This window comes from Kitasatospora sp. NPDC059571, from assembly GCF_042735675.1.
Lineage (GTDB): Bacteria > Actinomycetota > Actinomycetes > Streptomycetales > Streptomycetaceae > Kitasatospora.
Window position 1 is genome coordinate 1 of record NZ_JBHWBW010000224.1, and the last position, 12,032, is coordinate 12,032.

Consider the following 12,032-nt stretch of genomic DNA (forward strand, 5'->3'; position numbering starts at 1 on the left):
GGGGCAGGCAGCGCGGGGCGGGCCCGCTGTCGGTCGGGGGATCAGACGATCAGGCTGAGCGGCAGGCTCAGGGCGAGCGCGGTGACGGAGATGACCGTCTCCATCACCGACCAGGACTTCACGGTCTGCCCGACGCTCATCCCGAAGTACTCCTTGACCAGCCAGAAGCCCGCGTCGTTGACGTGCGAGAAGAAGAGCGAGCCGGCGCCGATCGCGAGGACCAGCAGGGCGGAGTGGCTGCTCGACATACCGGCGGCGAGCGGGGCGACGATGCCGGCCGCGGTGATGGTCGCCACCGTGGCGGAGCCGGTGGCCAGCCGGATCAGGACGGCGATCAGCCAGCCGAGCAGCAGGGCGGAGACGTGCCAGTCGGTGGCCCACGCGCTGACGGCCTGGCCGACGCCGACGTCGATCAGGGTCTGCTTGAAGCCGCCGCCCGCGCCGACGATGAAGACGATGCCGGCGATCGGGCCGAGCGACTTGGCGACGGTGTCGGAGACCCGGCCCTTGGTGAAGCCGGCCGCCCGGCCGAGGGTGACCATGCCGAGCAGCACGGCGGCGAGCAGCGCGATCAGCGGCGAGCCGATGAAGTCGAGGAGCCGCTGGACGCCGGCCTTCGGGTCGTCCACGACCACGTCCACCAGGGCCTTGCCGAGCATCAGCACGACCGGCAGCAGGATGGTGCCGAGCACCGCGCCGAACCGCGGGGCGTGCCCGGGGGCGGCGGTCGTGGGCAGCGCCGTACGGGTGGCGGTCGCCGTGCCGGAGCCGGAGCCGGTGCCGGCCGGGGCGGTCCCGTGCGGGATGCCGTCGCCGTCGGCGGCGGGTCCGTCGGTGCCGCCGGCCGAGTCGGTGCCGGGGGTGGCGGGCACCGCGAGCGGGCCCACCCAGCGCTCGGCGATCCGGGCGAACAGCGGCCCGGCCACGATCAGCGTGGGGACGGCGATCAGCAGGCCGAACGCGAGGGTGACGCCGAGGTCCGCCTTGAGCGCGTCGACCGCGACCAGCGGGCCCGGGTGCGGGGGCACCAGGCCGTGCAGGACGGAGAGGCCGGCGAGGGCGGGGATGCCGACCCGCATCAGCGGGACGTTGCCGCGGCGCGCGACCAGCAGCACGATCGGGATCAGCAGGACGACGCCGACCTCGAAGAAGAGCGGCAGGCCCAGGACGGCCGCGATCAGCGCCATCGCCCAGGGCAGCCCCCGCTTGCCCGTCCGGGCCAGCACGGTGTCCGCGATGGTGTTGGCGCCGCCCGAGTCGGCGAGCAGCTTGCCGAGCATCGCGCCGAGGCCGATGAGCAGGCCGACGCCCGCGACGGTGCTGCCGAAGCCGGTGGAGAAGCTGGTCAGCAGCTTGTCGAAGGGGACGGCGGCGACGGCCGCGAGCAGGCCGGAGCCGAGGGTGAGGGCGAGGAAGGGGTGCAGCTTCAGCTTGGTGATCAGCAGCACGATGGCGCCGATGCTGAGCAGGACCGCGACCAGCAGTCTGCCGTTGCTGTCGGTGTGCGGCAGGACCGGTGCGGCCGCTGCGAGCAGGGAGGTGGGGGTCACGCGAGGTCTCCGTTGACATGGCCCAGCAGGGCTGCGGCCGACTCGACGAGGGTTGCGGGGGTGGGGCCGACGTCCAGTACGGCGCCGCGCTCGTCCGGCTGGAGGACTTCGAGCAGGGCGTACTGGGAGTCGAGGAGCGAGGTCGGCATGAAGTGCCCGACCCGGTGGGCGAGGCGGTCCCGAACGAGGTCGTGGCCGCCGCTGAGGTGCAGGAAGAAGGCGTCGGGGCAGGCCGCGCGCAGGGTGTCGCGGTAGCGGCGCCTGAGCGCCGAGCAGGTGACGACCCCTCCGCTGCCGGCCCGGGCCTGCTCGCCGAGCCAGCCGCCGAGGGCGCGCAGCCAGGGCGCGCGGTCCTCGTCGTCGAGCGGGGTGCCGGCGGTCATCTTGGCGATGTTCGCCGCCGGGTGGAAGTCGTCGGCCTCGGCGTACGGCAGGCCGAGCCGCTCGGCGAGCAGCCGGGCGACGGTGGTCTTGCCGACGCCGGAGACGCCCATCACCACGATGACGGGCGGGTGCTCGGCGGCCTGGTCCTCGACGCTGAGAGCCATGGTGGTGCTCCTGTTCTGCCTGATCCGCGGCCAACCTTCGCGCAAAGGTATGACTTATTCAAGTAGCCGTGGCGGAATCGTCATACTTTTGCGCCCCGATAGGCTGGCCCGATGGAGATCCAGGGCCTGCCCGGCCGACTGCTCGCGGACCTCGGTCCGGCCATCGCCTCCGGGGAGATCCCCGAGGGCTCGGTGCTGCGGGCGGAGGAGCTGGAGGAGCGCTACCGGGTGTCGCGCACGGTGGTGCGCGAGGCGGTGCGGATCCTGGAGTCGATGCGGATGGTCGCCGCCAAGCGGCGGGTGGGCATCACCGTCCGGCCGAAGTCCGGCTGGGACGTCTTCAACCCGACGGTGATCCGCTGGCGGCTCGCCGGCGCCGACCGCTCTGCCCAACTGCGCTCGCTCGGCGCGCTGCGGCTCGCGGTGGAGCCGGCGGCGGCCTCGCTGGCCGCCCGGAACGCCGGCGACGACGACCGGCGGGAGCTGAGCGCGCTGGCGACCGAGCTGGCGGTGACCGCCCGGGAGGCCGACCTGGAGGCCTTCCTGCAGCACGACATCGCCTTCCACTCGACGGTGCTGCGCGCCTCGGGCAACGAGATGTTCGCGCACCTCGGCGACTCCGTCGGCGCCGTGCTGACCGGCCGGACCGAGCACCACCTGATGCCGCACCGGCCCGAGCCGTACGCCGTGCGGCTGCACCAGGAGGTGGCGGCGGCGATCTGCGCCGGGGACGCCGAGGGTGCCGAACGGGCGATGCGCACCATCGTCGAGGGGGCGCGCGACGAGCTGGACGCGACCCTGGGCTGAGGTTCGTCCCCGGACACGCGCGGAATTTCCGGACGGATCGGCGACTTCCCGGGCATGCCGGGCGCAGGGTGGGGCAGGGTTGCCGGTGGGGCGCGCAGGGGCGCGTCACCTACTCACCTTCGCGCTGGGGGTCCCCGATGTCCGCCGTACGCCGCCGGTTACCGGACGAGGTGCGGGCCGCCGCCGTCCGGGCCCTGCTGAGCTTCTCGCTGACCCTGGTGGCGCTGACGATCGCGGTGCTCGCCTCGTACGCGCACGCCGCGCTGCTGCCGCTGGCGCTGTTCGCCATGGCGCTCGGCGTGTTCGGGACGGTCTGGAGCCTGCTGGAGATCCTGATCTCGCGCCAGATCGCCGCGCAGCGAAGGCGCGCACCGAACTCCGCCTCGCCGCTGGACGGCAGCCGGGACCCCCGGCGGCGCCGGGCTGCGGGCCGGGCGCCGCTGCGGAACTGACGCTCCGCCGGTCCGTCAGCCGCGCGGGCCGACCGCGTAGGCGAACTCCTGCGGCCAGCGGCGTTCCGCGCCGAGCCCGCGCGCGGCGTGCAGCGGCCAGTACGGGTCGCGCAGCAGCTCACGGCCCATCATGACCGCGTCGGCCCGCCCGGAGGCGACGACCTCCTCGGCCTGCGCCGGCTCGGTGATCAGGCCGACCGCGCTCACCGGCAGGCCCGCCCCGGAGCGGATCTGCTCGGCGAACGGCACCTGGTAGCCGGGGCCGAGGGCGATCCGGGCGTCCGGGGAGATGCCGCCGCTGGAGACGTCGACCAGGTCGATGCCGATCGCCGCCAGCTCCTTGGCGAGCAGCACGGTCTCCTCCGGCGTCCAGCCGCTGCCCGCCTCCAGCCAGTCGCTGGCCGAGACGCGGAAGAACACCGGCAGGTCGTCCGGCCAGACGGCGCGGACGGCGGCGGCCACCTCCCGGGCGAACCGGGACCGCCCTGCGAACGAGCCTCCATAGCCGTCGGTGCGGTGGTTGGAGTGCGGCGACAGGAAGGAGTGCACCAGGTAGCCGTGCGCACCGTGGATCTCGACCGCCCGGAAGCCGGCCGCCGCCGCTCGCGCCGCCGCGGCGGCGAAGTCCGCCACCAGCAGGGCGATCTGCTCGACGGTCAGCTCGGCGGGCGCCGGGTGGTCGCCGAAGGCGACCGGGGAGGCGCCGACGGTGGGCCAGCCGCCGTCGGCCGGGGCGAGCGGGCCGGAGCCGTCGGTCGGCCGCCGGCTGGAGGCCTTGCGGCCGGCGTGGCCCAGCTGGATCGCCGGTACCGAGCCGTGCCGGCGGATCAGCGCGGCGATCCGGGCGAGGCCCGCCTGCTGCCGGTCGTTCCACAGGCCGAGGTCGTACGGCGTGATCCGGCCGTCCGGGCGGATGCCCGTCGCCTCGACCATGACCAGTCCGGCGCCGCCGGCTGCCCGCGCCCCGAGGTGGGCGAGGTGGAAGTCGGTGGCGACGCCCTGGTCCGGGCCGTCGGCGGCGGCGCAGTACATGCACATCGGGGAGAGCCAGACGCGGTTGGGAATGGTCAGCGAGCGGAGGGTGATCGGCTCGAACAGGGCGCTCACGGCGGCTCCTTCGGCGTGCGGCAGCGGCAGCTGGATAGGTACGATAACTCTCGTACTACGAAGGATGTCAAACTACGATGATTCTCGAACCATCGGGAAGGGCTCTCGTACCATGGGGACCGTGACCGACAGCAGCGCCCGCGGCGCCACCGCCCTGCCCGAGCCGGCCGTCGGGGAGATCCGGCTGGAGGCCGTGCTGCACGCGCTCGCCGATCCGGTGCGGCTGCGCATCGTGGCCTCGCTCGCGGACAGTGCCGAGGAGGTCAACTGCCTCGCCTTCGACCTGCCGGTGGCCAAGTCGACGCTCACGCACCACTTCCGGGTGCTCCGCGAGGCCGGGCTGATCCGGCAGTGCCGTCGGGGCACCTCCAGGATGAACCGACTGCGGACCGAGGAACTGGCCGAGCGCTTCCCCGGCCTGCTGGACAGCGTGGTGGCCGGCTACCGCACCGTCGCCGCGGCCGGGTGATCCTCGGGCGCCGGCAGCCGGCCGCCGGCGCGCAGCTCCGCCAGCAGGGTGCCCTGGTCGGTGATCATCTCGGTGAGGATACGGCGGGCGGCCCGCAGCAGGTCCACCACGTCGGGGGTGCTCAGCTCGTACACCACGGTGTTGCCCTCGCGGGTCGAGGTGAGCAGACCGGTACGGCGCAGCACCGCCAGCTGCTGGGAGAGGTTGGACGGCTCGATGTCCATCTCCGACAGCAGGCCGCGCACCGGGCGCGGACCGTCCTGGAGCAGTTCGAGGATGCGGATGCGGGCCGGGTGCCCGAGCGTGCGGAAGAACTCCGCCTTGGCCTGGTAGAGCGGGACCGGCATGCTCAGTCGTCCTCGTCTTCCTCTTCGTCCGGCGTGTGCGGCAGTTCGATGCCGTGCCGGGCGGCGATCCTCAGCAGACTGGCGATCCGGCCCCGGTAGGCGTCCACGCCGTCGTCGTCGCCCGCGGACAGCGCCGCCGACAGTTCGGCCCGGGCCTGGATCAGCTGCGCCCCGAGCTCCTCGCGGAACAGGTCCGTCACGGCCGACCTCCGTTGCCGGCATCGGCGCCGGCCCGCCACCCCGGGAAACGGCCCGGGAAATCCAGGATCCAAGACTGCGGAGAGTTCTTCAAGTTCCGGGCCGGACCGGACGGCTCGCCCACCTGTGGGTGACCGTCCCACCGATGGCGCCCGCGGCCTGGTACGGATGCGCCATGCGCCCCATCGCCGGTGCGGCCGCGGCCGCCCTCGCCCTGCTCCTGCTGCCCGTGCCGCCGGCGGCCTCGGCCCGCGCCGTGCCGTCCCGGCTGGTGCTGTCGGCCGGCGAGCGGCGGACCGAACTGCTCTGCTCCGGTGTCCCCGGCGGCGGCCACCCGGCCGCCGCCCGGGCCTGCGCCGAGCTGGCGGCGGCCGGCGGCGACCTCGACCGGCTGCCCCGCGGAAGCGCGCTCTGCCCGATGGTCTACCAGCCGGTGACCGCGGCCGCCGACGGCCTCTGGGACGGCCGCCGGGTGCACTGGTCGCAGGAGTTCGCCAACGCCTGCATCCTGCGCCGGGCCACCGGCACCGTCTTCGCCTTCTGACCGGGGCCCGGCCCCGGGGCCGGGGCCTCAGCCGGCGAAGCGGCCGGCCGCGCGGCCCCGGACGCCCGGAACGCAGGCGAAGATGCCGCCGGCGGTCGGCTGGGCGGCCAGGTCGGCGGGCGAGAGGTTCTCGGTCGCCGTGGTGATGTACAGGGTGTCCAGGTCCGGGCCGCCGAACGCACAGCTGGTGGTCATCGTCGCCGGGACGTCGACCACCAGGTCGAGCGTGCCGTCCGGCAGGTAGCGGTGGATCTCGCCCGCGAAGGCGACGGCCACCCAGACACCGCCCTCCGCGTCGACCGCGACGCCGTCCGGGACACCGTCGGTGAACGCGGCGAACGGCTCCGGGTCGAGCAGCCGCCCGTCCTGGTACCGGTAGGCGCGGAGCTCACGGGTGGGGCTGTCGGCGTAGTAGGCGGTGGCACCGTCCGGCGACCAGTCGAGGCCGTTGGAGATGGTGACGGCGGGCAGCACGGTGTGCACGGAGTGGTCGGCGTCCAGCCGGTACAGGCTGCCGCCGCCGGGCTCGTGCGAGTAGGCCATCGTCCCGGCGAAGACCCGGCCCTGCGGGTCGCAGACGGCGTCGTTCATCCGCAGCAGGCCGCCGGCCGGGTCGAGGTCGGCGATCCGGGTCAGCCGGCCCCCGTCCAGCACCGCGAAGCCGTCGGCGACGGCCAGCAGCAGGCCTCCGGCCGCCCGCAACAGCACCGCGCCGACCGGGAGTCCGGCGGCGAAGAACGTCCGCTCCCCCGTCCTCGGGTCCCAGCCGTGCACGTGCCCGGACAGGATGTCGACCCAGCGCAGCACCCCGGCCCGGTCGTCCCAGAGCGGGCTCTCGGCGAGGTGCAGGCGGTCGGGCACGACCAGGTCGGCGGCGAGGCGGCGGGGCATCGGCGGTCCTCCTACGGAGCAGCGGGTACCGCGATGCTAAGGCTTGATCGTTCCGGCCGGGCCGGACGTCTCACGGCCGCGGCTCAGACCACCACCCGGTGGTGGGTGGTGAGGCGGCCGCCCTCGTCCAGGACGTGGAAGGCGACCATCGGCGGCTGGTCGAACAGGATGTCCGCACCGCCCTCCCAGGGCAGCCCCACCGTGGAGACCACGCCGGGCGCGACGGCCAGCGGGAGGTTGGCGAACCGGCTGACGGCGGCGGTGTGGGCGTGGCCGCACAGCACGGCCCTCAGCTGCGGGTGGCAGCGCAGCACCGCCGCGACCCGCGCCTCGTCCTGCAGCCGGATGGCGTCGACGAAGGGGGCGTGCAGCTCCACCGGCGGGTGGTGGAAGGCGACCACCGCGGGCACGTCCCGGCGGGCGCGGCTGAGCGTGCGGTCCAGCCAGCCGAGGGTCTCCTCGTCCAGCCGCCCCTCGGGGCGGCCGGGGACGGAGGAGTCGCACATCACCACGGTGAGGCCGGGCAGTTCGTGCAGCCGGTTGACCGGGGCGGCGGACGGCTCCTCGCCGAGCAGGCCCGCCCGGTAGGCCTCGCGGACGTCGTGGTTGCCGGGGCAGAGCAGCACCCGGTGGCGGTCGGAGGCGAGCACCTTCGCCGCGGCCGCGTACTCCTCGGGCCGGCCGTGGTCGGCGATGTCGCCGGTGACCAGGACGGCGTCGATCGGGCCGGGCAGTGCGTCCAGGTGGGCCATCACCTGCCGGGCGCGGGCCTCGGCCCGGGCGCCGCCGTCCCCGTCGTGGTCCTGGCCGAGGTGGATGTCGCTGAGGTGGGCGAGCACCGGCATGGGCGTTCCTCCGGATCGGTGTCGGCGGACGGCGGGTGTCGGCTGTCGGTGGGTGCCGGGTGCCGGCGGGCACCGGGGTGCCCGGTGCCGGCTGTCGGCGGGTGGGCGGCGAGCGGATCAGGCGTCGGCGAGCAGCGCCCGCAGCCGCCGCAGCCGCTGCAGCACGTCGTCGCGGCTGCGGGCCTGCTTGATCCAGGCGGGCAGCCGGCTCCCCAGGGTGCCGTACCGGGAGCCCGGGCGGAAGCCCGGCTCGCCGCCCAGGATGCCCTCCAGGTAGGCCAGGTGCTCGGCGTCCAGCGCCCAGACCACCTGGCCGCGCAGGTCGGCGCGGAGCCACAGCGGCAGGCCGGAGACCGGGTCGGTGCCCTGGTTGCGCCACCAGGACGGGTACACCGCGACCGGGTGGCTGCCGAGCGTGCCGCACGGGCAGCGCAGCGCCAGCGCCCGGACGGTGTCGGGCCACCGGGGCCGTTCGACCTCGCGCCGGGCCGCCCGGCCGCAGCTGCCGCAACGGCCCTCGACGACGACCTGGACCGGGCCGTGGAAGGAGTGCCCGGCCGTCCGGACGTGGCCGCAGCCGCCGCACGCCACCTGCCGCCCGGTGCGGACGGCCCGCGCGTCGCAGTGCGGGCAGCGGACGAGCGCGGAGTCCACCGGCAGGTGCGGGCCGGTCCGGGCCGGGGCCGCGCCGGGGCGCGTTCTGCCGTGACGGTCCGTCGGGTCGGCGGAGATCCCGTGCTGAGGCATCGTCACCCTCCCCTTCGGTGCGCCGCACTGCGCCGTGCACCGACTCTACGCCGCACCGGGCGCGATCGGGTGCCCGCCGACCGGCGGGCACCCGACGGGGGGTCGGTCGTCCGGGGTCAGTCGGCGGCCGGGACGGGCTCCGCGGGCCGCTTGAACATCCGGGTCGCGGTGATCTCGCCGTGGATCGCCGGGCCGTCCGGGTCCTGCGGCGCGGGCAGGCCCGGACGCAGGTGCTCCTCGACCGAGATGTACTTGAGGCCGGCCCGCAGGTCGGCGTCGTTGCGCAGCCGGATCACCAGCGGGAACTCGGCGAGCGCGGTGGTGTCGAACAGGCCGGTGGTGTAGATCAGCTGGACGCCGAGCGCATCCGCGACGGCCCGCTGGAGCTCCAGCAGGTAGGTGGCGTTGGCCCGGCCGATCGGGTTGTCGAGGAAGAGCGTGCCGGCGTGCCGCAGCCGGGACTGGCCGCGGTCGTTGGCGCGCAGCGCGGCCATCGTGCAGTAGAGCGCGATGGCCGCGGTGAGCAGCTGGCCGCCGGAGAAGACGTCGGACATCTGGCCGACGCCGACCCGCTCGGCGCGCAGCACCGCGTCCGGCTTGAGGATCTCGACGCTGACGCCCTTGGGGCCGATGGCCGCGGCGACGCCGCGCAGCAGCAGCGACATGCCGTCGCGGCGCAGGTCGGAGTTCTTCTTGACGGCGGCGCGGGTGGCCTCGTCGATGACCTCGCCGAGACGCTCGACGAGGACGGCGTGGTCCGGGTCCTCGAAGCGGATCCGCAGGAACTCCTGGCCGGACCACTCGCCGAGGCCCTCGGGCAGCCGGGAGAGCCGCTGCGCGGCGCGCAGGGTGGCCAGCGAGGACTCGACCAGGCCGCGCAGCCGGTCGACGATGGAGCCGCGGTTGCGCTCCAGCTGGGCGAGTTCGTCGGTGAGGACGCGCAGCCGCGGGGCGAAGGCGGCGGCCCAGGCGGCGGCGTGCTCGGGCAGCGCGGCGGCCGGCAGCTCGCGGATCTGCTGCCGGGCGGGGGTGCGGACGGCCTCGTAGCGGGCGGCGTTGGCGTGCCGGATGAGGGCGTCGGCGGCGTCCCGGACGGCGAGTTCGGCGCCGCTGAGCTCGGTGGCGGCGGTGCGCAGCCCACGGCGGCTGTCGGTGGCGGCGGTGCGGGCCTCGGCGAGGCTGCCGAGGTACGGCTCGGCGGTCTGCTCCGGCTCGTCCGGGTTGTCGCGCAGGCCGTCGCGGAGCTGGCCGGCGGCCTCCTCGAAGTCAGCGGCGGCGGCCTGGGCGGCGTCGAAGGTGCGGAGCAGGTCGGCGTGTTCGGTGCGGGCGGTCTCCAGCCGCTCGCGGCGCTCGGCGAGCAGGGTGGTGGCCGTCCGCAGCAGCGCCTGGGCGTGCTCTGGGTCGGCGGGGACGAGGTCCTCGGGGAGCTCGGTGTGCGCCTCGCCGTTCGCGGGGGCGGAGCGCTCGGCCTCGCCGCGCAGCCGGCCGAGCTGCTCGCTCGCGGTGGCGGACCGGGCCTCGATGGTGGCGACCAGCTCCTCGGCGCGGGCGGCGGCGGCCTGCCGGGCCGGGCCGTCGGCGCCGTCGGGGCTGGCCAGCAGCTCCTCGGCGCGGGTCCGGACCTTGTTGGTGAGGCGGTCCAACTCGGCCGCGGCGGCGGCCTCGTCGCCCTCGGCGCGGGCCTGCTCGGCCCGCAGGTCGGCGCCGACGCCGACCTTCTCGTACACCTGGGAGGCGGCGCGGTAGGCCTCGCGCAGCGCGGGCAGCGAGGCGGCGGTGCCCTCGGGCGCGGGGGTGTCCTCGGTGACGGCGGCCAGTTCGGCGCGCTCGGCGCGCAGCGTGCGGCTGGTGCGGCGGGCGTCGTCGGCGGCGCGCTGGGCGGCGCGGCGGTCCTCGTCGCAGGTGCGGGCGCGCTCGGTGCAGACGCTCTGGCGGCGCTCGCACTCGGCCGCGTCGTCGGCGAGTTCGCGCCGGCGGCGGGTCCAGTTGGCGCGCTCGCGCAGCCGGAAGGCGAGGCCGGCCAGGGCGTCGGCGCGGCGGCGGGCCTGCTGGGCGGCCTCGCGGCGCTCCTCGTGGGCGCCGGCCGCGGCGGCGTGGTCGGCCTCCGCCTCGGCGTGCTCGGCGCGGGCGGTGGCGAGCCCGGCGGCGGCCTGGTCGGCCTGCTCTCCGGCGGCCGCGGCGGCGGCGGCGAGCTCGGCGAGGGTGCCGGGCGGGCACTGGGCGTGCCAGGAGGCGAGCCGGGCGGCCAGCGCCCGGTCGTGGCCGAGCCGGGCGGCGAGCTCGCGGATGTGCTCCTCGCGGGCGGTGGCGCGGCCGCGCAGTTCGCGGCGCTCGTCGTCGGCGGCCCGCTCGTCGTGCATGGCCGGGTTCGGCGGCACGAGGAAGAACGGCGGCTCGTCCTGGATGGGTGCGATCAGGGCGGCGGCGGTGCCGACCGCGACGGTGGAGCGCGGCAGCAGGGCGGCGGCGTGCAGTGCCTCGCGGGCCCGGTCGAGGGAGGCGGGATCGGTGACGACGACGCCGTCGACCAGCTCGGGGCGGGCGGCGAGGATCGCGTCGTGGTCGGCCGGGTCGACGGACTGGGCGAGGTAGCGCCAGCCGGGCAGCGCCGGGATGCCGTGCTCGCCGAGGTACTCGACGGTGGCGAGCACGTCGGGGCCGGGCGGCAGCAGGCCGCCGTCGCCGAGCGCGGCGAGGATCCGGGAGTCGTCGGCGGCGGCGGTCCGCAGGTCGAACAGGGTGCGCTCGGCGGTGGCGACGGCCTGGTCGAGCTGTTCGCGCAGGGACTCGGCGCCGGTGTCGAGGACGGCCGGGGTGAGGAAGCCCTCGCCCTCCTGGACGCCCTCCTGGTACGGGGTCAGGGCGAGCAGGTCGGCCAGCCGGGGCTCGGCGGCGAGCAGCACGGCGGTGCGCAGTTCGGCGGCGAGTGCGCGCTCGGCGGCGGTGCGGGCGTCGGCGGCGCGGGCGGCGGCGAGTTCGGAGCGGGCCTCGGCGGCCGCGGCCTCGCGGACCCGGGCGGCGGCCTGCTCGGCGGCGCCGCGGACCTGCTCCAGGGCGGCGGTGGCGACCTTCTCCGCGTCGGAGGCGTGCAGGGCGGCGCGGGCCGGGTCCGGGTCGTCGGCGGCGTCGATCCAGCCGGCCTCGACGGCGGCGGCGGTCTCCTGCTCGACCTCGGCGAGGCGCTGGCGCAGGTGCTCGGCCTCGCTGCGGGCCTTCTGGGCGGCGGTCGCGGCGGCGGTGGCCTCGTCCTGGGCGGCGGAGCCGTCCTCCTGGAGCTCGCCGGCGCGCAGCTCCTCCTGGTCGGCGCGGGCCTCGGCGGCGAGCGCCGCGGTCTCCAGGGCGCGGGCGAGGGCGCCGGCGGCCTGGGCGCGGGCGGCGAGCGCGGGCGCGGCGTCGAGCTCGGCCTCGCGGATCGCGGCGGAGACCCGGGCCGCCCGGTCGGCGGCGGCGCGCAGCCGCAGCACCGCCTCGGCGGCCTGCCAGGCGGAGTGCAGGGTGCGGGCCTCGGGGAGCTCGCCGCGCAGCGC

General features: G+C 76.2%; 13 protein-coding genes. 4 read left to right on the plus strand and 9 right to left on the minus strand.

The features are described from left to right. Positions 1-41 precede the first annotated feature (41 nt). Both ACFV0G_RS23145 and ACFV0G_RS23150 read right to left on the minus strand, forming a co-directional pair. Positions 42-1,550: a GntP family permease gene (locus ACFV0G_RS23145; protein ID WP_380550999.1), complete on the minus strand. Its 1,509-nt coding sequence runs from the start codon at positions 1,548-1,550 to the stop codon at positions 42-44. Next, positions 1,547-2,098 (minus strand): gluconokinase, encoded by a 552-nt coding sequence (locus tag ACFV0G_RS23150; RefSeq protein ID WP_380551002.1) that lies wholly within the window; start codon positions 2,096-2,098, stop codon positions 1,547-1,549. The genes ACFV0G_RS23145 and ACFV0G_RS23150 overlap by 4 nt, the downstream gene beginning before the upstream one ends. 111 nt (positions 2,099-2,209) lie before the next feature. Here ACFV0G_RS23150 and ACFV0G_RS23155 point away from each other — a divergent pair, with 111 nt between their 5' ends. Next, the gene (locus ACFV0G_RS23155; protein WP_380551005.1) at positions 2,210-2,905 is read left to right on the plus strand and encodes a FadR/GntR family transcriptional regulator; all 696 of its coding nucleotides are present in this window, start codon (positions 2,210-2,212) and stop codon (positions 2,903-2,905) included. A 137-nt stretch (positions 2,906-3,042) separates the two neighbouring features. Next, positions 3,043-3,357 (plus strand): hypothetical protein, encoded by a 315-nt coding sequence (locus ACFV0G_RS23160; RefSeq protein ID WP_380551008.1) that lies wholly within the window; start codon positions 3,043-3,045, stop codon positions 3,355-3,357. A 15-nt stretch (positions 3,358-3,372) separates the two neighbouring features. Here the strand turns inward: ACFV0G_RS23160 and ACFV0G_RS23165 are convergent, their stop codons facing one another. After that, positions 3,373-4,464 carry an NADH:flavin oxidoreductase/NADH oxidase gene (locus ACFV0G_RS23165; RefSeq protein ID WP_380551011.1) on the minus strand — a complete coding sequence of 364 codons (1,092 nt, stop codon included), beginning with the start codon at positions 4,462-4,464 and terminating at the stop codon, positions 3,373-3,375. Between the two features lie 112 nt (positions 4,465-4,576). Between ACFV0G_RS23165 and ACFV0G_RS23170 the strand changes: the two genes are divergently transcribed. After that, positions 4,577-4,933 (plus strand): ArsR/SmtB family transcription factor, encoded by a 357-nt coding sequence (locus tag ACFV0G_RS23170; protein WP_380551014.1) that lies wholly within the window; start codon positions 4,577-4,579, stop codon positions 4,931-4,933. Here ACFV0G_RS23170 and ACFV0G_RS23175 read toward each other — a convergent pair. Together ACFV0G_RS23175 and ACFV0G_RS23180 are read right to left on the minus strand one after the other, a co-directional pair. Further along, positions 4,906-5,280, minus strand: a complete 375-nt coding sequence (locus tag ACFV0G_RS23175) for an ArsR/SmtB family transcription factor (protein ID WP_380551017.1) — start codon at positions 5,278-5,280, stop codon at positions 4,906-4,908. The genes ACFV0G_RS23170 and ACFV0G_RS23175 overlap by 28 nt on opposite strands. Positions 5,281-5,282: 2 nt before the next feature. Beyond that, entirely contained in the window at positions 5,283-5,480 is a 198-nt protein-coding gene (locus ACFV0G_RS23180; protein WP_380551020.1) for a hypothetical protein, read from the minus strand. 173 nt (positions 5,481-5,653) lie between these two features. Between ACFV0G_RS23180 and ACFV0G_RS23185 the strand changes: the two genes are divergently transcribed. Beyond that, positions 5,654-6,022, plus strand: a complete 369-nt coding sequence (locus tag ACFV0G_RS23185) for an SSI family serine proteinase inhibitor (RefSeq protein ID WP_380551023.1) — start codon at positions 5,654-5,656, stop codon at positions 6,020-6,022. Between the two features lie 27 nt (positions 6,023-6,049). Here ACFV0G_RS23185 and ACFV0G_RS23190 read toward each other — a convergent pair whose 3' ends face one another. The 4 genes from ACFV0G_RS23190 to ACFV0G_RS23205 all read right to left on the minus strand — a co-directional run. Further along, positions 6,050-6,913, minus strand: a complete 864-nt coding sequence (locus tag ACFV0G_RS23190; protein WP_380551026.1) for an SMP-30/gluconolactonase/LRE family protein — start codon at positions 6,911-6,913, stop codon at positions 6,050-6,052. 83 nt (positions 6,914-6,996) lie between these two features. Continuing rightward, the gene (locus tag ACFV0G_RS23195) at positions 6,997-7,758 is read right to left on the minus strand and encodes a metallophosphoesterase (protein ID WP_380551029.1); all 762 of its coding nucleotides are present in this window, start codon (positions 7,756-7,758) and stop codon (positions 6,997-6,999) included. A gap of 117 nt (positions 7,759-7,875) precedes the next feature. After that, complete coding sequence (locus ACFV0G_RS23200) at positions 7,876-8,505, minus strand: hypothetical protein (RefSeq protein ID WP_380551032.1); 630 nt, start codon at positions 8,503-8,505, stop codon at positions 7,876-7,878. A gap of 116 nt (positions 8,506-8,621) precedes the next feature. Next, positions 8,622-12,032 (minus strand): hypothetical protein (locus tag ACFV0G_RS23205; RefSeq protein WP_380551035.1); only part of this gene is annotated, 3,411 nt, incomplete at its 5' end.